Source organism: Parvularcula dongshanensis, assembly GCF_014199615.1.
In the GTDB taxonomy this organism is placed as follows: Bacteria; Pseudomonadota; Alphaproteobacteria; order Caulobacterales; family Parvularculaceae; genus Parvularcula; species Parvularcula dongshanensis.
Genome location: NZ_JACHOB010000001.1, coordinates 162724 through 182013 on the forward strand (window position 1 = coordinate 162724; position 19290 = coordinate 182013).

23 protein-coding genes are annotated in these 19290 nt (G+C 68.1%); 8 read left to right on the plus strand and 15 right to left on the minus strand.

Annotated features, from left to right (window positions below; all coding sequences use genetic code 11):
* Positions 1 to 7 precede the first annotated feature (7 nt).
* From sufD to GGQ59_RS00705, 6 genes are read right to left on the minus strand one after another with little or no spacing between them, the layout of a single operon-like run.
* The gene (gene sufD / locus GGQ59_RS00680) at positions 8 to 1183 is read right to left on the minus strand and encodes a Fe-S cluster assembly protein SufD (RefSeq protein ID WP_183814906.1); all 1176 of its coding nucleotides are present in this window, start codon (positions 1181 to 1183) and stop codon (positions 8 to 10) included.
* The gene (gene sufC, locus GGQ59_RS00685) at positions 1183 to 1932 is read right to left on the minus strand and encodes a Fe-S cluster assembly ATPase SufC (RefSeq protein WP_183816628.1); all 750 of its coding nucleotides are present in this window, start codon (positions 1930 to 1932) and stop codon (positions 1183 to 1185) included. Before sufC ends, sufD begins: the two co-directional genes overlap by 1 nt.
* Positions 1933 to 1940: 8 nt before the next feature.
* Positions 1941 to 2333 carry a hypothetical protein gene (locus GGQ59_RS00690; RefSeq protein ID WP_183814908.1) on the minus strand — a complete coding sequence of 131 codons (393 nt, stop codon included), beginning with the start codon at positions 2331 to 2333 and terminating at the stop codon, positions 1941 to 1943.
* Positions 2333 to 3853 carry a Fe-S cluster assembly protein SufB gene (sufB, locus tag GGQ59_RS00695; RefSeq protein ID WP_221400812.1) on the minus strand — a complete coding sequence of 507 codons (1521 nt, stop codon included), beginning with the start codon at positions 3851 to 3853 and terminating at the stop codon, positions 2333 to 2335. Before sufB ends, GGQ59_RS00690 begins: the two co-directional genes overlap by 1 nt.
* Positions 3853 to 4989 carry a cysteine desulfurase family protein gene (locus GGQ59_RS00700; protein WP_183814912.1) on the minus strand — a complete coding sequence of 379 codons (1137 nt, stop codon included), beginning with the start codon at positions 4987 to 4989 and terminating at the stop codon, positions 3853 to 3855. Before GGQ59_RS00700 ends, sufB begins: the two co-directional genes overlap by 1 nt.
* Positions 4982 to 5419 carry an Rrf2 family transcriptional regulator gene (locus GGQ59_RS00705; RefSeq protein ID WP_183814914.1) on the minus strand — a complete coding sequence of 146 codons (438 nt, stop codon included), beginning with the start codon at positions 5417 to 5419 and terminating at the stop codon, positions 4982 to 4984. Before GGQ59_RS00705 ends, GGQ59_RS00700 begins: the two co-directional genes overlap by 8 nt.
* 145 nt (positions 5420 to 5564) lie before the next feature.
* On the opposite strand from GGQ59_RS00705, the gene GGQ59_RS00710 reads away from it, so the two are divergent.
* Complete coding sequence (locus GGQ59_RS00710; RefSeq protein ID WP_183814915.1) at positions 5565 to 6230, plus strand: alpha/beta hydrolase; 666 nt, start codon at positions 5565 to 5567, stop codon at positions 6228 to 6230.
* 3 nt (positions 6231 to 6233) lie between these two features.
* On the opposite strand, the gene GGQ59_RS00715 is transcribed toward GGQ59_RS00710, so the two are convergent.
* Positions 6234 to 6827, minus strand: coding sequence for a cytochrome b (locus tag GGQ59_RS00715; protein WP_221400813.1), 594 nt, complete (start codon positions 6825 to 6827; stop codon positions 6234 to 6236).
* Between the two features lie 262 nt (positions 6828 to 7089).
* Between GGQ59_RS00715 and GGQ59_RS00720 the strand changes: the two genes are divergently transcribed.
* The 3 genes from GGQ59_RS00720 to GGQ59_RS00730 all read left to right on the plus strand — a co-directional run bounded on the left by GGQ59_RS00720 (position 7090) and on the right by GGQ59_RS00730 (position 9454).
* Positions 7090 to 7866 (plus strand): PhoH family protein, encoded by a 777-nt coding sequence (locus GGQ59_RS00720; RefSeq protein WP_183814917.1) that lies wholly within the window; start codon positions 7090 to 7092, stop codon positions 7864 to 7866.
* Positions 7867 to 7954: 88 nt separating this feature from the next.
* The gene (locus GGQ59_RS00725) at positions 7955 to 9040 is read left to right on the plus strand and encodes a PAS domain-containing protein (RefSeq protein ID WP_183814918.1); all 1086 of its coding nucleotides are present in this window, start codon (positions 7955 to 7957) and stop codon (positions 9038 to 9040) included.
* A 3-nt stretch (positions 9041 to 9043) separates the two neighbouring features.
* Complete coding sequence (locus GGQ59_RS00730; protein ID WP_183814919.1) at positions 9044 to 9454, plus strand: response regulator; 411 nt, start codon at positions 9044 to 9046, stop codon at positions 9452 to 9454.
* Positions 9455 to 9467: 13 nt separating this feature from the next.
* On the opposite strand, the gene gpmA is transcribed toward GGQ59_RS00730, so the two are convergent.
* Genes gpmA through GGQ59_RS00755 form a run of 5 tightly spaced genes read right to left on the minus strand, consistent with a single transcriptional unit; the run spans position 9468 to position 13458 of the window.
* Positions 9468 to 10181, minus strand: a complete 714-nt coding sequence (gene gpmA / locus GGQ59_RS00735; protein ID WP_183814921.1) for a 2,3-diphosphoglycerate-dependent phosphoglycerate mutase — start codon at positions 10179 to 10181, stop codon at positions 9468 to 9470.
* A gap of 50 nt (positions 10182 to 10231) precedes the next feature.
* Positions 10232 to 11143, minus strand: a complete 912-nt coding sequence (locus GGQ59_RS00740) for a diacylglycerol/lipid kinase family protein (RefSeq protein ID WP_183814923.1) — start codon at positions 11141 to 11143, stop codon at positions 10232 to 10234.
* Complete coding sequence (locus tag GGQ59_RS00745; protein WP_183814925.1) at positions 11140 to 11949, minus strand: metallophosphoesterase family protein; 810 nt, start codon at positions 11947 to 11949, stop codon at positions 11140 to 11142. Before GGQ59_RS00745 ends, GGQ59_RS00740 begins: the two co-directional genes overlap by 4 nt.
* A 25-nt stretch (positions 11950 to 11974) precedes the next feature.
* Entirely contained in the window at positions 11975 to 13153 is a 1179-nt protein-coding gene (locus GGQ59_RS00750) for an endonuclease/exonuclease/phosphatase family protein (protein WP_183814927.1), read from the minus strand.
* A gap of 20 nt (positions 13154 to 13173) precedes the next feature.
* Entirely contained in the window at positions 13174 to 13458 is a 285-nt protein-coding gene (locus tag GGQ59_RS00755) for a hypothetical protein (protein ID WP_183814929.1), read from the minus strand.
* 133 nt (positions 13459 to 13591) lie between these two features.
* Between GGQ59_RS00755 and GGQ59_RS00760 the strand changes: the two genes are divergently transcribed.
* From GGQ59_RS00760 to GGQ59_RS00770, 3 genes are all read left to right on the plus strand, one after another.
* Positions 13592 to 14359 (plus strand): hypothetical protein, encoded by a 768-nt coding sequence (locus GGQ59_RS00760; RefSeq protein ID WP_183814931.1) that lies wholly within the window; start codon positions 13592 to 13594, stop codon positions 14357 to 14359.
* A 47-nt stretch (positions 14360 to 14406) separates the two neighbouring features.
* Entirely contained in the window at positions 14407 to 14763 is a 357-nt protein-coding gene (locus GGQ59_RS00765) for a hypothetical protein (protein WP_183814933.1), read from the plus strand.
* 62 nt (positions 14764 to 14825) lie between these two features.
* A complete protein-coding gene (locus GGQ59_RS00770) occupies positions 14826 to 15692 on the plus strand; it encodes a hypothetical protein (RefSeq protein WP_183814935.1) in 867 nt (288 codons plus the stop codon).
* Here GGQ59_RS00770 and GGQ59_RS00775 read toward each other — a convergent pair whose 3' ends face one another.
* Positions 15693 to 16085: a RusA family crossover junction endodeoxyribonuclease gene (locus tag GGQ59_RS00775; protein ID WP_183814937.1), complete on the minus strand. Its 393-nt coding sequence runs from the start codon at positions 16083 to 16085 to the stop codon at positions 15693 to 15695.
* Between the two features lie 99 nt (positions 16086 to 16184).
* Between GGQ59_RS00775 and fumC the strand changes: the two genes are divergently transcribed.
* On the plus strand, positions 16185 to 17579 hold the full coding sequence (fumC, locus tag GGQ59_RS00780) for a class II fumarate hydratase (protein WP_183814939.1): 1395 nt from the start codon (positions 16185 to 16187) through the stop codon (positions 17577 to 17579).
* Between the two features lie 3 nt (positions 17580 to 17582).
* Here the strand turns inward: fumC and GGQ59_RS00785 are convergent, their stop codons facing one another.
* Together GGQ59_RS00785 and nuoF are read right to left on the minus strand one after the other, a co-directional pair.
* Entirely contained in the window at positions 17583 to 17882 is a 300-nt protein-coding gene (locus GGQ59_RS00785) for a YciI-like protein (protein ID WP_183814941.1), read from the minus strand.
* 10 nt (positions 17883 to 17892) lie between these two features.
* A complete protein-coding gene (gene nuoF / locus GGQ59_RS00790) occupies positions 17893 to 19197 on the minus strand; it encodes an NADH-quinone oxidoreductase subunit NuoF (RefSeq protein WP_183814943.1) in 1305 nt (434 codons plus the stop codon).
* Positions 19198 to 19290: the final 93 nt, after the last annotated feature.

The window sequence follows — 19290 nt, forward strand, 5'->3', positions numbered from 1 at the left end:
GCGAGCCTTAGTTCGACGCTTCTCGGAATAGCCGTTCGAGCTGGGCCCGCATCCCCTCGTCGCCGACCCGCGCCAGGACCTCGCCGGCGAAGGCGTCGATGAGCAGGCCTCTCGCCGCCTCTTCCGACAGGCCGCGCTGGCGAAGGTAGAACATCGCCTCGGGGTCGAGCGCGCCGGCGGTATTGCCGTGGGCGCATTCGACATCGTCGGCGTAGATCTCGAGTTCGGGCTTGGCGTTCACGCTCGCGCCCTGGGAGAGGAGGAGCGCGTGGTGGGACATCTGCGCGTCGGTCTTCTGCGCGCCCCTGTCGACGTGGAACTTGCCTTGGAAGACGCCGCGCGCGCGATCCAGCGCCACACCCTTGACAAGCTGCCGCGTCTCAGCGCCCGTGCCGGCGTAGTCCACATGGGTGGTGGTGTCGCAGTGGCGCTGGCCCGACAGCTTGTAGAGCGCGTCCAGGCGCACGCGGCTGTCCGTGTGCTGCACGAGGCGGTTCTCGTGCCGAACGAGGGCGCCGCCGAGAGTGAGCGCGGACTGGTTGAGCTCGGCATCTTCGCAGACGTCGAGAAGGCTCGTGTGGACGAGCACCGCCTCGCTGGCGGGCGGCTGGACGACGAGGCGGGTAAGGCTCGCGCCCTCGCCCAGCACGATCTCCGTCAGGCTGTTCGGGAAGGGGGCGCCGGTGATCTCATGCGTCTCGTAGAGCGTCGCGCGGCCATGCGGGGCGACACGCAGGGAGACGCGGTCGGCGTGGGTGCCGCTGCCGTCCGAAAGCCTGCGGATCAGGATCGGGGTACCAAAGGTCCCGTCGACCTCGATCGTCAGCACGCGCGCGGTCGTTGCTAGCGAGGCGAGGTCGGCGTCCGGCAGCACGGTCGGGCGGGGCGCGTCGAGGCTGACCCGCACGCCGTCCGGCAACTCGGGCAGGTCCCACTCGCCGTTGCGGCAGAAAAGGACGAGCGCGCCTTCCGGCTCCAGCGGCGAGGCGGGGTCAGAGCCTGCGTAAGCGACGCTCGCCGCGCGCTCCTCGCGCAGAGCGGCGCGCAGGTCCGACCACTTCCACGCCTCGGTCCGCCGCCCCGGCAACCCGCGCGAGCGCAGCGCCTCGGCGATCTCGCCCTCGGGCAGTCCCGAGAAGAGGCGGTCTTCGAAGGCGGTGTAGGTGATGGGGGCGCCGACCACTACGCCGCCTCCGCCGTGAACTGCTCGTAGCCGCCCTCTTCGAGCTCCGCCGCGAGTTCCGGCCCGCCGGAGTGGACGATTCTGCCGCCCGCGAGGACGTGGATGCGGTCGGGGCGGACGTGCTCTAGGAGGCGCTGGTAGTGGGTTATGACGAGGAAGCCGCGATCGGGGCTTCTAAGCTCGTTCACGACGCGGCCGACCATGCGCAGGGCGTCGATGTCGAGGCCGGAGTCCGTCTCGTCCATGATCGCGAAGCGCGGCTGGAAGAGGGCGAGCTGCAGCATCTCCATCCGCTTCTTCTCGCCGCCGGAGAAGCCGTCGTTGAAGGGGCGCTTGAGCTTGTCGGGCGTGAGGCCGACCGTCTGGGCGTGGGTGCGGAAGACCTTGAGGAAGTCTGCCGAGCTGACTTCGTCCTCTCCCCTCGCCGCCCTTTGCGCGTTGAGCGCGGTGCGGAGGAAGTTCATCGTCGCGACGCCCGGGATCGCGACCGGGGACTGGAAGGACAAGAAGACGCCCTTAGCCGCGCGCTCGTCGGGCTCGAGCCCGATCAGGCTCTCGCCGTCGAGCGTCACGTCGCCGGAGACGGGCTCGTAACCCGGGCGCCCCGCCACCGTGTAGGACAGCGTGGACTTGCCGGAGCCGTTCGGCCCCATGATGGCGTGCACCTCCCCCGCCGGGACGGAGAGGCTCAGGCTATCGAGGATGGGGTTCCCCTCGATCTCGACGGTCAGGTTCTCGATGTTCAGCATAGCGTTCCTCACGGACAAAGCTCCGTGGTCCAGTCTTCGGTTTCGCCGCGATAGCAGCGGTGGGATTTCTCTAGGCCCGTGACGGTCAGGCCGTCAGGGCCGCTGTCGGCCTCGATCTCGAAGCGCTCGGCGGCGAGGCTGTCGTCCTCGTAGCCGCTGGCGAGGATGGTGATGCGCATCTCGCCGTCGTTCTGCTCGCGCGCCTCGACCTCGATGTCGGGCGCCATGGGCGCTGCGGCCGCGACCAGGGTGTCGACGTCGGCATAGGTCGTGCCGATCGCAAGGGGCTCCTCAGACGGCGCCTCGGCGGGCACGGTGCGGGGGGTCTCGAGCGTGACGTCCTCATCGGGTTGCCCACAGGCGGCAAGGAGGAGTGCGGCGCAAAGCAGTATGCGTTTCATCACCCCACGCTCCCCTCGAGGCTCACTGCGACCAGTTTCTGCGCTTCGACCGCGAACTCCATCGGCAGCTCTTGGAGCACCTCGCGGCAGAAGCCGTTGACGAGGAGGGCGACCGCCGCCTCTTCGTCGAGCCCCCGCTGCATGGCGTAGAAGAGCTGGTCTTCCGACAGCTTCGAGGTCGTCGCCTCGTGCTCAAGGACGGCCGTGGCGCTCTTGTCCTCGACGTATGGCACGGTGTGCGCGCCGCACTGGTCGCCGATGAGGAGGCTGTCGCACTGCGTGAAGTTGCGCGCGCCCTCGGCCTTGGCGTTGATCGAGACGAGGCCACGATAGGTCTGGTCCGAGCGGCCCGCGCTGATGCCCTTGGCCACGATCCGGCTTTTGGTGCGCTTGCCGAGGTGGACCATCTTGGTGCCGGTGTCCGCCTGCTGACGGTTGTTGGTGATCGCGATCGAGTAGAACTCGCCCTGGCTGTCGTCCCCGCGCAGGATGCAGGAGGGGTACTTCCAGGTGACCGCCGAGCCCGTCTCGACCTGCGTCCACGAGACCTTGGAGCGGTCGCCTCTACAGTCCGCGCGCTTGGTCACGAAGTTGTAGATGCCGCCCTTGCCGTCCGCGTCGCCGGGGTACCAGTTCTGCACGGTCGAGTACTTTACCTCGGCGTCCGTCAGTGCGACGATCTCGACGACCGCCGCGTGAAGCTGGTTCTCGTCGCGCATGGGGGCCGTGCAGCCCTCCAAGTAGCTGACATAGGCGCCCTCGTCCGCGACGATCAGCGTGCGTTCGAACTGGCCCGTGTTCGCCTCGTTGATGCGGAAGTAGGTCGAAAGCTCCATCGGGCAGCGCACGCCCTTGGGCACGTAGACGAAGGTGCCGTCCGAGAAGACCGCCGCGTTGAGGGTCGCGAAGTAGTTGTCGGTCGCAGGGACGACCGAGCCCAGGTACTGCCGCACGAGGTCCGGATGCTCCCGGATCGCCTCGGAGATCGACATGAAGATGACGCCCGCCTTGGCGAGCTCCTTCTTGAAGGTCGTCGCGACCGAGACGCTGTCGAAGACCGCATCGACGGCGACCTGGCTTCCCGCCTGGCGCGCCTGCTGCGGCGTCGCCTCGGCGCCTTTGACGCCGAGCAGCACCTCCGCCTCGCGCAGGGGGATGCCGAGACGTTCGAAGTCCTGAAGGATCTCGGGGGGTACGTCGTCCAGCGACTCGTACTTCGCGCCGGCCTTCGGCTCGGCGTAGTAGTACTGGTCCTGATAGTCGATCGGCGGGTAGCCGACGTTCGCCCATTTGGGCTCGTCCAGCTTCTGCCACCGGCGGAAGGCGTCGAGACGCAGCTCGAGCATCCACTCGGGTTCTTCCTTCTTGGCCGAGATGTAGCGGACCGTGTCCTCGGTCAGGCCCTTGGGCGCCTTCACGCTCTCGATGTCGGTGACGAAGCCGTGCTTGTAGGTCGAAAGCTCGCGCACGGCCTCGACGGTCGCGTCCTCAATACCTTCTTTGACTTTGACTTGTTCCATCATGCTGCCCTCCGGGCGATCCGTTCGTACTCTTTGTTCCAGGCGGCGAGGAAACGCGCGGGCGCGTCGTCCGCGGTGTCCCAACCCATGCTGATCCTCAGGGCGCTGCCCGCCTCCGCCTCGCTCGCGCCCATAGCGCGCAAGACCGGCGAGGGGCGGACCTTGCCGGACGAGCAGGCCGAGCCTGCGGAGGCCGCGACCCTCGAAAGGTCCATCGCCATCACCTGCGTCTCGGACCGGAAGCCCGGCGCGGAGAGGCAGAGCGTGTTGGCGAGCCGAGGCGCGCCGCGTCCCCAGACAGTCGCCTCGGGGGGTAGGCCCGCCTCGATCTCGTCGCGCAGAGCTTCGAGCCGGGCGTAGTCGTCGAGGCTCGCAACGTCGCAAAGCGCGCCGAGCCCGGCGATAGCCGCGACGTTGTGGGTCCCGGCGCGGCGGTACTCCTCCTGCCCGCCGCCTCTCAGAAGCGGTTCGAAGGCGAGGCCCGGCGTTACGACCAGCGCGCCGACGCCGACGGGGCCGCCCGCCTTGTGCGCGGAGACCGTCAGGAGGTCGGCGCCGAGCGTCGAGAAGTCGACCGGCAGCTTGAAGAGCGCCTGCACCGCGTCGCAGAGGACGTAGCCGCCCGCGCGCCGCGCGAGCCTGGCCGCTTCAGCCACGGGCTGGATCACGCCGGTCTCGTTGTTCGCAAGCATCACGCAGAGGAGGAAGGGGCCGTCCGTCTCCGCATCGTAGGACGAGAGGCGCTCGCCCAACCAGGAGAGGTCGAGCGCGCCTTGCGGCGTCACAGGCACGATCTCGACGGGGACGCCCGCATGTTCGGCCGCGACCGAGACGGCCTCGTGCTCGATGGCGGAGACGAAGAGACGGCGCACCTTCGGCCCGCCCCCGACCATGCCGAGGACGCCCGTGTTGTCGGCCTCGGTGCCGCCAGCGGTGAAGACGACGCTCTCGCGCGGCGCGGAGAGGATCTCCGCGAGCTTCGCGCGCGCGTCCTCGACGAGGCGCTTCGCGGCGCGGCCCTCGGCGTGGACGGAGGAGGCGTTGCGGGGCGCGTCCATCGCGGCCAGCATCGCCTCGCGCACTTGCGGGCGCAGCGGGCTCGTCGCGTTGTGATCGAGGTAGAGCCGGTCAGCCATGCGCGATGCTCCGCGCTTCGGGAACGCCTGCGGCGACGTCCGCTAGCGTCCGGCTCGACAAGAAGCCCTCAATGTGGCCGTCGAGGTCGCGCCACAGCCCGTGGGTCAGGCAGCGCTCAGACGTGCCGGTGCACCCGACCGTGCCGTTCGGCGCGCAGGCGGTCGTGCGGACCTCCTCGTCCACCGCCGCGACGACGTCGGCAAGAGTGACGTCGGACGGCTCGCGCGCGAGGACGTAGCCGCCGGCCGCGCCCCTGCGGCTCTCGACGAGCCCTGCGCGGCGCAGGGACCCGAACACCTGCTCGAGGAAGCTCAAGGACAGGACCTGCCGCCGCGCCACCTCGGACAGGGGCACGGGCGCACCCCCGCCGAAGGCGGCGATGTCGGCCATCGCGGTCACCGCGAGGCGTGCCTTGGCAGTTAGTTTCAAATCCGTTCCGGCTCCGAATGTGGTTCCTGGCCAGCCGCCCGGAACCTGCTATAGCCCGCGTTCGGCTGGACTTCGGAGGTAGGAATTCCGACCTCTCCGGTCAACTTTGCAAAGCCGCGCGTAACGACGCGGAACGGACGGACCTATGCCCGAGATCATCTTCCCCGGCCCTGATGGGCGCATCGAGGGGCGCTATCAGAAGGCGCGCGCGGACAACGCGCCGATCGCCATGATCCTTCATCCGCACCCGCAGTTCGGGGGCACGATGAACGACAAGATCACCTACGAGATGTACCACATGTTCGCGCGCCGGGGCTTCTCGGTCATGCGGTTCAACTTCCGCGGCGTCGGCAAGTCCGAAGGCGAGTACGATCAGGGCCAGGGCGAACTGTCGGACGCGGCGACCGCGCTCGACTACCTCCAGCAGATGAACCCCGCCGCGCCCTTCGCTTGGGTCGCGGGCTTCTCCTTCGGCGCTTACGTCGGGATGCAGCTCTTGATGCGGCGGCCGGAGATCGTCGGCTTCATCTCGATCTCGGCGGCGGCGAACCTCTTCGACTTCAGCTTCCTTGCCCCCTGCCCGTCTTCGGGCGTCGTGATCCACGGCAGCGAGGACAAGATCTGCCCGCCGAGCCTGACCCGCGACGTGATGGCGAAGACGCGGACCCAGAAGGGTCGCCGGATCGAGTTCGACGTCATCGACGGCGCCGACCACTTCTTCTCGAAGCACGAGGAGCAGCTTCTGGACAAGGCGGCAGGCTACCTCGACCGGCGGCTGCAGGAGCCGCCCGAAGGCCACCTCTTCGATTGAGGCTCAGTGCGTGGGCGCCGCCTCGCGGCGCCCCGGCAGCATTCGGGCGAGCACGCCATCCCGGTCGACGTAGCGGTGCTTTAGCGCGCCTGCGATGTGCAGCGGGATGAGGCCGATGAAGCCGAAGGCGAGAAGCTCGTGCGCCTCTTCCCACAGCTCGTGGCTGCCGACCGCTGGCAGGTGCGGGACTGGGAAGAGGAAGAAGAAGTTCACCGAGCCCTCGTGCCCCGACACCATCAGCCAGCCCGCGAGCGGCACCGCGATCATCAACACGTAGAAGATCGCCTGCGTCGCCCGTGCGAAGAGCCGGTCCCAGGCCTTCGTCCCCTCGGGCAGCGGCGGCGGCTTGTGCGTCAGCCGCCAGACGAGCCTGAAGAGAGACAGGGCGAGGATGGTCAGCCCGTTAGACTGGTGGATGGTGAAGACGGCGCTCGCATAGCTCGCATCTTCCGGCAACTTTCCCATGACGATGCCGCCGACGAGCTGAAGGATGATCAAGGCTGCGAGTATCCAATGCAGCGCCTTGGCGACCGAAGTGTAGGCCCCCGGGGCGATACGGCTCCGCGCGAGGTCGGGGGAAGGAGCGTAGGAGGTCACACGCCGAGGATGCGGCGAAACGGGTGCCTCTGCAATCGGACGACGCATCGGCCGATCGCGTCACGGAAGTTTTCCCCTAACCGGAACCGAATCAGGGAAGGCTGGGTTCGCGAGGGGAAGGCCGGCGCCGCTAGCCTTCTGAAAAGGAGGGCTGAATGCGTCCTGGCATCGTAAGGCTGCCCCGCCGCCACGCCCTCTGCCGCGCGACCGACCCCGCCCTTCCAGGCGGGGTTTTTTTACGCCCCAACCACGGAGCCGCGTCATGACCCGTCGATCCAGCAAGCGTTCAATCAAGCGTGCCGGCAAGGCCCAGTCCGAGGACCGCCGCGCCTGGGGACAGACCGACAACGTCCGTCCGCTCTTCGAGGACGGCTGGAGCCCGCTCGGGCCCGCCCCCGACGGCCCGCGCGACCAGTCCTACGTCAAGAACGTGCGCCCCCGTGGTGACAATCAGGCCGAGATGATGGCGCTGATCGACGAGCGTTCGGTCGTCTTCGCGACCGGCCCTGCGGGTACGGGCAAGACCTACCTCGCCGTCGCCAAGGCCGTGGAAGCGCTCGAAGCGGGCGAAGTCGGGCGGATCGTCCTCTCCCGCCCCGCCGTCGAGGCCGGCGAGAGCTTGGGCTTCCTGCCGGGCGACATGGAGGAGAAGCTCTCGCCCTACCTCCGCCCGCTCTACGACGCGCTGACGGATAGGCTCTCGGCGAAGAAGGTCCGCGCCCTGATGGCGGAAGGCGTGATCGAGGTCGCCCCCATCGCCTTCATGCGGGGACGCACGCTGAACAACGCCTTCGTCGTCATCGACGAGGCGCAGAACTGCACCTACGCGCAGCTGAAGATGCTGCTGACCCGCCTCGGTTGGCACTCGACCATGGTCGTCACGGGCGATCCGGCCCAGTCCGACCTCCTGCCCGGGGTGTCAGGCTTGGCGGATATCGTAGAGAAGTTGGAGGGCGTTGAGGACATCGGTTGCGTGCGCTTCGTCCGCGAGGACGTCGTACGCCACCCCCTCGTTGCCCGAATGGTCGAGGCGATCTGACGCGCTAGCTCAACAGGGCGTGACCGCGGCTATCGCAGCCGCGGTCACGCCGCTAGCGCGTGCGGGCTTCGAACAATGAGAAACGCAGATGAATGACGAGGGCGAGCAGGGCGAGGACCAGGACCAGGCCCATAGGCTTCCCGACGACGCGCCCGCACGGTTCAGAGCGAACAACCCCGAAGACCAGTTCTCCGGTGCCTCTGGCGTTCTCTTCGAACAGGCCATGGCACAGACCCGCATGGCGATCTGCCTTACCGATCCCAATCAGGAGGACGATCCGATCGTCTTCTCGAACCGGGCGTTCCGTGAACTTACCGGCTACCTCGAAGAGGAGATCGTCGGACGCAATTGTCGCTTCCTGCAGGGACCGGACACGAATCGCGAGACCGTCGAGCGCATCTCGCAGGCGCTACGGGACGAGGACGTGATCGTCGTCGAGCTTCTGAACTATCGCAAGGACGGCACGCCGTTCTGGAACGCGCTTCACATCGGGCCGATCTACAATCAGCACAACGAACTGCTCTACTTCTTCGGCTCCCAATGGGACGTAACGGACGTCCACACCGCCCGGGCCGACGAGCGGCACGCGAAGACCCTCGCCCGGGAGTTGTCGCACCGGATGAAGAACATGTTCTCCGTCATCGGGGGCATCGTCACGGTGACGGGCCGGACGCGCGGCGTTCAGCGCGAAGCGGCCGAGATCAACGACCGTATCCAAGCGCTCGGCCGGGCCTATGAGACGACCCTCGACGACGCATCGGTCGGGACGATCGAGGTCGGCCAAGCGATCAGAGCCGTTCTTTCGCCCTACGATCCCGAGGAAGACCGCATCAACTACCTCGGCAACGGCGTTCGCGTCGATCCGAACGTGGTCTCGACGCTCGGCCTGACCCTCCATGAACTGGCGACGAACGCGTCGAAGTACGGCGCCCTGAGCCGGGACGACGGAACCGTCGACCTCGATTGGTATATCGAGGATACCGGCCAGAACGAAGGCAGGCTGGTCGTCGTCTGGACGGAAGCCGGCGGGCCCACCGTTCACGAACCCGTCAACCCGAGCGGAACCGGCAACGGTATCATCGACACGCTGCTCATGGCTGCCGATGGTCGCTTGGATCGCGATTGGCGTCCCGAGGGGCTCAAGGCGACGATTTGCGTCCCCATGGGAAGGTAGCACATGACAGAAGCACCGCCCGCCGCGCGGTCGAGCGCGCAGTCGCATCCGGCCGCCCGCATCCTGATCCTCGACGACGAGCCGATGATCTTGATCGACCTCTCCTTCGCACTCGAGGATGAGGGCGCGAGCGCCGTAACGGCAGGCTCGGCCCCTGCGGCGCTCGACGTGATCGACGAGACGCCGCCCGACGCGGCCATCCTGGACGTGAACCTAGGGGGCGGGCGCACTTGCGAGCCGGTCGCCGCACGCCTTCGCGAACTCGGAATACCCTTCCTCATTCACTCCGGCGACCTCGACCGGCAAGGCGAGCTCGTCGCGCAGTTCGGCGTCAGGGTGATACCGAAACCCACGCCCGGCAGTCAGATCGCCAAAGCGGCCCTCCGCCTCGTCCGCCAGGCGGCCGAGGCCTGAGTCGGCATCCCTCTTACCCGACCGTCGGCAGCGGCTGCGCGCGGCTGTCGTCGAGGTACCGGGCGCCCGTGACGCGTATCTGATCGTCGAGTTCGATCAGAAGCGGGTTGCCCGTCGGGATCTCGACGCCGGGAATGTCCTCGTCGGCCACGCCGAAGAGCAGCTTGACCAGGGCGCGTAGCGAGTTGCCATGCGCTGCGATGATGAGGTTCTGCCCTTGTTCGAGGTGCGGCCGGATCTCGGCCGTCCAGTAGGGCTCGACGCGTTCCAGCGTAAGCTTGAGGCTCTCGGTCTTCGGCGTCGTAACACCGGCGTAGCGGCGGTCGGACAGGCTCGGGAAGCGCTCGGGATCGTCGAGTTCGGGCGGGGGCACGTCGAAGCTGCGCCGCCAGATGTGAACCTGCTCCTCGCCGTGCTTGGCTGCCGTCTCTGCCTTGTCGAGGCCGGTGAGCCCGCCGTAGTGCCGCTCGTTGAGGCGCCAGTCCTTGGTCACCGGCAGCCAACTCTCGCCCATCTCTTCGAGGGCCAGGTTGAGCGTGCGGATCGCCCGCGTCTGCACCGAGGTGAAGCAGGCATCGAACTCGGCGCCGCTCTCCTTCAGGAGTTCGCCCGCCCGTCTGGCCTCCGCCTCGCCCTTCTCGGTCAGATCGACGTCCATCCAGCCGGTGAAACGGTTCTCGAGGTTCCACTGGCTCTGGCCGTGGCGAAGGAAGGCAAGGGTGGGCATGAACGAACTCCAGTCGGTTGGAAGCGCTGTAGCGGCGGCGCGCGGCGCTGTCAGCGCTTGCGCTCACCGCTGCGCAGGTCGGGTACGCTGAGGCGGCCCGGACAGATATCGAAGCGGACGGCGTCCTCGTCCTCGACGACCTCGCCATCGGCGCTGTAGATCAACGCAGCGCCGCGGGCCGTCACGCAGGCGCTGCGGCAGACGTGGCGGATGATTCCATCGGATTCGTCGAAGCCGCCGGTAACCGCCTCTATCACACGCTTCATGAAGCCGAGCGGGCCGAGCGAGTCCGAGACGTAAACGACGAGCTCGCCCGCATCGAGGCGGTCACGGACCGGCACGCCGCGCTGTCCGCCCGTGATGGCGTTGTTGGTCACGAAGACGACGTTGGTCTCGGCCTCAAGGGGCTGGCCGTCGATCTCGAGGTGATAGGCAACGGGCTCGGCCGTCAGTAGGCGGCGCGCGCCCTCGACCGCGGCGCCGAGGACGGCGCCGAGCCCCCCGCCCTTGCGCATCTCTTCGCGCTCTTCCGCGATCTCCGCGAAGGTGCCGAAGACGGCGGAGTGCAGCAATGGGTGATCGTTGGCGCGGGCGTAGTCGATGCGCCTCGCAGGCGCGGCCATCCCCTCCTCGAGCGCTTTCATGGGATCGAGCGGCAGGCCGAGGTCGCGCGTGAAGAGGTTGGCGGTGCCGAAGGGCAGCGGCACGAAGCGCGGCGGGTCGTCTCGCTCTGCCAGAGCGCCGGCGACGGCACCGATCGTTCCGTCGCCGCCGACCGTTATCACCGCGTCCGCATTCGAAGCCTGCAAGGCGTCGAGAAGCGCAGGCACCTTGCCGGTGACGAAGCGCGGCATGGCGCCCGAGCTTCTGAGCGCCGAAGTCACGTCCTTTTCGATGCGGGCGACCCCGTCGCTCAGGACGCGGCCCGACTGCTCGTTGACGAGGACGAGCGCTTCACTCATGCCGCCTCCACCCATCCGCCGGGGCCCCTGAGGAAGCGCGTCGAGCGCTCGACCGCGAAACCGTCCGCGGCCCACCGATGCGTCTCGATCCGCATGTCGTCGCCGCCGAGATCGAGAACGTTGTAGCTGGCGGGCTCGCCGCGCAAACGGGTCGAGACGGCGGTGCCCGCCTGGCTCATGACGAAGCGCCAGTTTCGATCCTTGATCGTGGTGACGCGGGCGAGATGGACATGCCCCGTCATGACGACGTCCACATGCGCGTCGGCGAGCGTATCGATGACGCGATCCGCCCCGCTCACGACTGCCTTGCCCGCCTTAGCCGCCGTTTCGATCGCCTGAACGGGATGGTGGAAACCGACCATCTTCACGTCCTTCTTGTGTCGGCGGAACGCCGAGAGGACGCGGTCGGTCTGCCGCCGCGTCAGGGCGCCGGTCGACCAGTCGAGGCCGGGCCTGAAGCGCCGCGCCGAGTTCGCGCCGGCGAAGACGAAGCCCTCGCCGACCACCACCGGCTCCGCTTCGAACCCCGTACAGCGCTCGTAGCGGCGCCAGGGGTGAGCGAAGCGGCGGTAGAGGTTACGTACCGGGGCGTCGTGATTGCCGGGGATCGCCGTCACCTTCATCGGCAGCTCGCGCAGCCAGGCGGCCGCCGCGACGAACTCGCGCTTACGGCCCTGCTGGGTCAGGTCGCCCGTGACGATGACGTGGTCGATCCTGTCCCCGACGAGGAGGCTTGCCAGCGCGTCGAGCTGAGCCTGGTCGGTGCGGCCGAAGTGAAGGTCCGAGAGGTGCGCGATCCGTGTCATGCAGCGTAAACACGCGACGCGGGTCTCAGTCTTCCGGCAGCCGCAGGTCGGCCCAAACGAGGCGGTGATCGGAGCTGACCACCGGGTAGCCCGGCCCGACCAAGGCGTAGCCTTCCTCACCCTCGGCCGGCCAGAAGACGCCGGCGTCCTGCACGTCGAGGGTCGCGGACGGCAGCACGTAGTCGGCACGCAGGTTTCCGACTTCCCCGTCGGAGAAGTCCGCCGTGTCGAGAGCGGGATCGCTCGACTGCCCGTCGTTCGCGCCTCCCTGCCGCGCTGCTGCGGCCGCGCCGCCCGCCGAGCGCGGCGCCGGATCCTGAAGCAAGGGACTTGCGAGGAGCGCCCGGATGCCTCCGTTCTCGCCGTAAGGGTCGGGCGCACTCGGATCGGCGTTCAGGTCGCCCGCGACGACGAACATCGCGCCGGGCGCGAGCCCACCGGGCCGCCCCTCGTCGTCGCGCAGCCAGCCGCCCCGCGCCGGGTCGATCAGGTCGAGGAGCATGCGCACCTCGTCGTGGTTACGGGCGCCGTTGCGATCCTCCGGCCCGTCGAAGCCAGGCGGCGTCGGGTGGGCCAGGACGAGGGTGAGCGGTCCCGCGCTGGTCTTTATCGGTATGAGGGCATGGGTCTTCGAGGACAGGCGGAAGACCTCGCGATCGCCTTCGTCGTACCAGCTTGTCGGCAAGACGTTGCCGGGCATGTCGGCCCACACCGTCTCGCGATAGGTACGGACGGCGTTCTCCTCGATCGGCAGGCGCGAGAGGACGGCCATCCCGTACTGGCCTTCATGGACGCCGTAACCGAAGGCGTCTCCGCCATAGTCGCGGTCGCCGGGCTCGTGATCCGAACGACCGTCATGATCGAAATCGCGTCCCGAAGGCACGCCTGTGTTCGACCGCAAGGAAAGCCTGTGAGGGTAGCCGAGGCGCTCGGCGAGAAGGCGGACGGCCTCACCGCCCTCGTCCCAATCGACTTCGTTCAGGACCAGAATGTCGGGCGATACGGTCGCCACGACTGCGCTCACCGCGCGAAGCTGCGGATCGTCCTCCCCCTCCAAGTCCTCGACCAGCTCGCCCGGTCCGTCACGGTAGAGGGACACGTTGTAGGTCGCCACCCGCAGCACGCCGTCTGGCCGCTCGGGCGCAGAGACGGCCGCTTCGGGGGGCGTCTCGCTCTCGGCGCAGGCAAGAAGCGCCAGAAGCATCAGCCAGCGAAAGCGCAGGATCAGTGCCCCGGCCCTTCCGTCCCGCTGTGCACGAAGAAGGTCTTCGCAAAGCCCAACACGCCGAGCCAGGTCAAGAAGGCCAGGAAGAGCGAGACTAGGAAGTTCGTGCCGAGCAGCAGCAGGATCACGAACATCACGATGCCGGTCGCGATCGGCAGGCCGCTGGCGAAGCCGAAGCGCATCATGTTGTGATAGGTCTTGCCGTGATCGACCTCGGTCCGGTTGCCCTCGGCCTCTGGGTTGGGCTCGTCCAGCACGCTCATCTCGTCCGCCTCATCAGTCATGCACATGCTTCTAGCGTCCCTCGCGCCGGTAGCAACGCCTGAGGCGTCGCCATCCGATCGGCCAGGCGGACGCCCTGCCCTTCTTTCTTTACCAGCGCTGCGCTAGCAGACCCTCCCAACCTTCGGAGCGCGGATGGCACGCGGACGAGAGACCCAGGAGCGCTACACGGCGGGCGGTGAGGAGATCCGCGAGGAGTCCTCGTGGCGCTACCCGCTGACGATCTTCCTGATCACGCTGCTGCTCTGCGCCGTCTTCCTTTACCTCTATGTTGGCCCCGGCGTGGACGAGCTCCAGGGGGCGACGCCGAAGCCGACGCTCTCCGACGACCGCTCGCGCATCGCGGTGGGCGACGTGGTCCTGAACGTGCCGGCGAACCACACGGTATACCCCCGCGACCGGCGCCCCGGCGAACGGGAAGTCCTGCCGCTCTACGCTGCCTGGCCGCGCATGGAGGGCTACACGCCGGCGCGGCGCGCCGACTTCACCGAGGACCGTCCGAACTCTCGCCGGATCGACATCGTGCTCGAAGAAAAGCGCGTTCCCTTCAACGAGGACGAGCGCTTCGACGTCCTTTACCTGCCGCATGCGACCGACCCGGCCGGCACGCCGCAGGAACACGGCCTGACCCTCTACACCTTCTCCGGTGGCGGTCCCGCGTCGGGCTACGAGGACCGGGTGATGTTCACCGGCGAGGCGGCGGACGGCTCGAGAGCGGTCCTTTTCTGCTACGAAGGCGAGGCGGACGACCCGGTGCCGCCCGAATGCTACCGAACCTACGACCTCACTAGCGAAGTCACGGTCCGCTACCGCTTCAAGACGCCCCACCTCGCCGACTGGCGGCGCATCGATGCGCGCGTGCACGACTTCGTCGAAGGGCTTCGCGTCGAGGCGGGAAGCTGATTCGCGCTTAACGCCCGATTAACGCTGTTCGGCGCACGGTCCGTGCCATGACCGACGCCGAGAGCCTCTTCGCCCTCGCCTTCACAGGCAGCGACGCGCACCGCGTGCTCTGGCTGCCGCTGCTCGCCTCGCTCTTCGCCACGACGCGCGTGAAGCCTTGGATGCTGGCCCTTGCCGTCTTCGCGATCGACCGGGCTTGGCCGCTCCTCGCCATGATCGGCGCCTACGAGCCCGGGGTGATCTTCTCGGCCTTGCGCGGGGGCGTGACCAGCCTGCCGAGCGACATCATCTGGCTCGCTCTGCGTTTCCTCGCCATGTTCGCCCTGGTCGAGATCGGTTGGCGCCTCCGGCTCATGCTCCACGGCCAACGGCCCGTGACCACCGCGGCCAGCGCGGCGGACTGAGCCTTGCATCCCGTTTTGGGCGGGCGGGCCTATACTCTGCCTCAAGTATCCAGGACGGACCCATGAGACTGACGCCTCTACTCGCCCTCCTCGCCTTCGGCGCGCCGGCCTTCGCACAGGACCTCTCCGAGGCCGTGGACCAGACGCCCGAGGGCGGAATGGAAGAAGCCGCCGCGCGCTACAGGGCCGAACCCCCCGCCGAAGTCGCGCCTGCGACCGTCACGGCGGCTGGCCTCGAAGGCGCCAGCGAGGTCGACCTCGCCATGGCGATCGCCAACGTCGAGACGGGGCTCGAGGCGTGCCGCGACTTGCGCTTCGACATGCAGGGCCTCATCGGCGCCGCGCCCGGCGCCTACGCCATCAATCCGGGCTGGCTGCGCGCCTACCAGTCTTGCCTCCTGCGCCGGGGCGAGGAGTCGAAGCTCGTCCGCGCCGCCATCTCGCGCCGGCGGACCGAGGTGATCGGAGAAGTTGGCGACGCGGGCGGCGACACCGAACAAGCGGCTCTGCGCGCCGCCGACCAGCTCTCCCGGCTGTCGGCGCGCCAGTCTGAACTCGCCCTCGCCGTGCAGCGCGAAGCGCGGCTGCAAAAGGACTTCGTGCGCTACTACAATACGGGCGAGAAGCCCGCATCGCTCGGGGGTCAGCGCTCCGCTCCCGCCGCGAGCACGCCGCCCGCCGGTGCCGCCCCCTCGGACGAGCCGATCGAAGCCGCGCCCATGCCCGAGCAGACCCTGCCGCCCGCGGAGCAGCCGGGCAGCGTAGACGGCGCCCTGATCGTCCCGGATCAGATGACGGAGCCGATGCCCGCCCAAGATGCCCCGCCGACGCCGGAGCCCGGCACGCCGCCCTTCGATCCCACGCCTGACGAGCCGGAAGCGCCGCTGACAGAGGCGTCGGGAGCGCCTATGCGGCTTCGCGGCGAGTAGTCAGGCCAAGAGCAACGCTTCGGTCAGCTCGACGGGCGCAACGGGTGCGTCCAGCGGCGTGACCCGGACGGCGATCCGGTTCGCGTGCCCCTCGAAGCGTTCGGAGATCAGCCGCACGACCTGGCGGTCGTCGAGGTAGAAGACGCCCCACAAGGCGTCGAGCACCGCCTTGGCGATGTTGTCGACGTCGTGCGCGCCCGCCTTCTCGGCCAACACGCTCGTCCAGATGCGCACTTCGACCGGACCGCGTGCGGGCCGCACCTTCGTGCCGGACCGGACGGCGGCGGCCATGATCTTCTTGAGCGCGCGGGTCTGGGTCGTCGCAGCGTCGAAGACGACGAGGCTCGCGCCCCGTTCGGTGAAGACCTTAAGCTTGCCCGCGCCGCTGCCCATCGGTCAGAACTCGGCCGCTGGGCGAAGCGGTCAAGGGCCGTGACGGGCGCGCTTCTTCCGCCTAGCTACGCCGGAAAGGATTCCATAAGGACGACGCCCATGCCCCGCGAGACCCGTACCGAGACCGACAGCTTCGGCCCGCTCGAGGTGCCGTCCGACCGCTACTACGGCGCGCAGTCGGCGCGCAGCCTGATGAACTTCGCGATCGGCACGGAGACCATGCCCGCGCCGCTGATCCGTGCGCTCGGCATCGTCAAGCGCTCCGCCGCGCTCGCCAACATGGCGCTGGACAATCTGGACGACCGCGAGGGCGACGCGATCGTCCAGGCGGCGGGCGAAGTCGCCGAGGGCAAGCTCGACGGCCACTTCCCCCTCTCCGTCTGGCAGACGGGCTCGGGCACGCAGTCCAACATGAACGCGAACGAGGTGATCTCGAACCGCGCGATCGAGATCCTGGGCGGTGAGATCGGCTCGAAGAAGCCGGTCCACCCGAACGATCACGTCAACCGCTCCCAGTCCTCGAACGACACCTTCCCGACCGCCATGCACATCGCGGCGGCCGAGGAGATCACGCACCGCCTGCTGCCCGCGCTGCAGGAACTGCGCAACGCGCTCAACGATAAGCGTGAGGCGTTCAAGGACATCATCAAGATCGGCCGCACCCACCTTCAGGACGCAACGCCCCTGACGCTGGGCCAAGAGTTCTCCGGCTACGTCGCGATGGTCGAGCGCGGGATCGAGCGGGTCGAGGGCGCGCTGCCCCGTCTCTACGAGCTCGCCCAGGGCGGCACGGCCGTCGGCACGGGCCTCAACGCCAAGCCCGGCTTCGCAGACGCCTTCGCGGGCGAGGTCGCGAGCTACACCAAGCTGCCCTTCGTCACCGCGCCCAACAAGTTCGAGGCGCTCGCCACCCATGACGGCCTCGTCGAGGCGCATGGCAGCCTCAACGAGGTCGCGGTCTCGCTCTTCAAGATCGCAAGCGACATCCGCCTCTTGGGCTCGGGCCCGCGCTCGGGCCTCGGTGAGATCTCGCTGCCGGAGAACGAGCCCGGCAGCTCGATCATGCCCGGCAAGGTGAACCCGACGCAGTGCGAGGCGCTGACCATGGTCTGCGCGCAGGTGATGGGCAACAACGCCACCGTCAGCTTCGCAGGCTCTCAAGGCCATTTCGAGCTCAACGTCTTCAAGCCCGTCATCGCCTACAACGTGCTCCAATCGATCCGCATCTTGGCGGACGCGGCGCACAGCTTTACCGAGAACTGCGTCGTCGGGATCGAGGCCAACGAGGGCCGCATCCAGGAGCTGATGGAACGCTCGCTGATGCTCGTCACCGCCCTCGCCCCGATCATCGGCTACGACAACGCGACCAAGATCGCGAAGACCGCGCACCAGAACGGCACCACGCTGCGCGAGGAGGCGGTCAAGCTCGGCTTCGTGTCGGAAGAGGACTACGACGACATCGTCCGTCCCGAGAAGATGACGGGCCCGCGCTAGGGCTCAGGGGGCGGGGGTTAAGGCGCCCTCGCCCACCACGGTCGTCCACTCGCGCACCCACCAGCGGGTGACGAGGCCGTTCGCGACGTACGGGTCGGCCTCCGCAAAGGCACGGGCCGCAGCGTCGGTCTCGCCCTTGAAGATCAGCGCCGCCCCATCCGGCGGGTCGGCGAATGCCCCCGCGAGGACGAGGTCACCTGCTTCCTGCGCCTTACGCGCCAAGGTCAGGTGCTCGGCGCGGTAACCGCCGCGCCGCTCCAGGTAGTCCGCGGACGTCTCGTAGAAGAGAATGAAGTGCTTCATCCTCTGGCCATCACTCCGCTGCCATGTGCGGCACGGCGTGGACAGCCGGCCCCGTGCGGTAGTTCTCGATCTTCTCTTCGATCTCGTGACGGAAGTGCGCGATCAGGCCCTGGACCGGCCAGGCGGCCGCGTCGCCGAGGGCGCAGATGGTGTGCCCTTCGATCTGGCCCGCGACGTCGAGGAGCTTGTCGATCTCCGACATCTCGGCGTTGCCGTCGGCCATGCGGGTCAGGACGCGCCACATCCAGCCCGTGCCCTCGCGGCAGGGCGTGCACTGACCGCAGCTCTCGTGCTTGTAGAAGTAGGCGATGCGGGCGATCGCCTTCACCATGTCCGTGGACTGATCCATGACGATGACCGCGGCGGTGCCGAGGCCCGACAGGTGCTCTCGCAGGGCGTCGAAGTCCATCAGCACGTCGTCGCAGACGGACTTCGGAATGCAGCGCACGGAGGAGCCGCCGGGAATCACGGCTTTCAGGTTCTCCCACCCGCCGCGCACGCCGCCGCAATGGGTGTCGATCAGCGTCTTGAGCGGGATCGACATCGCCTCTTCGACGTTGCACGGCCTGTTCACGTGGCCGGAGACGCAGAAGAGCTTGGTGCCGAAGTTGTTCTCGCGCCCGAAGGACTTGAACCAGCCCGCGCCGCGCCGAAGGATGGTGCCGACGACTGCGATCGACTCGACGTTGTTCACCGTGGTCGGGCAGCCATAGAGGCCCGCCCCGGCCGGGAAGGGCGGCTTGAGGCGCGGCTGGCCCTTCTTGCCCTCGAGGCTCTCGAGAAGCGCGGTCTCCTCGCCGCAGATGTAGGCGCCCGCCCCGTGGGCGAGGTAGAGGTCGAAGTCCCAGCCGTGGATGTTGCCGGGGCCGATCAGCTTCTTCGCGTAGGCCTCGTCGATGGCCTTCTGCAGCTGCTCGCGCTCGAAGATGTACTCGCCCCGGATGTAGATGTAGCAGGTATGCGCGCGCATCGCGTAGGACGCGATCAGGCAGCCTTCGATCAGGAGGTGCGGGTCGTGCCGCATGATCTCCCGGTCCTTGCAGGTGCCCGGCTCGGACTCGTCGGCGTTGACGACGAGGTAGTGCGGCCGATCCTTCACCTCCTTGGGCATGAAGGACCACTTCATGCCGGTGGAGAAGCCCGCGCCGCCGCGCCCGCGAAGCCCTGAGTCCTTGACCTGCTGGATGATCCACTCGGGACCCATGTCCAGCATGTCCTTGGTCGCGTTCCAGGCCCCGCGCTTCTTCGCGCCGTCCAGGAACGGGTCCTGAAGGCCGTAGAGGTTGGTGAAGATGCGGTCTTTGTCCTGAAGCATGGCCAGCCGTGAAGTCTCGCGTTTCCCGTCAGCTACCGGCAGGGGCCGGGTGGGGCAAGGCGACATGTTTTCTTTGCGCTACCGGCCTTCGGC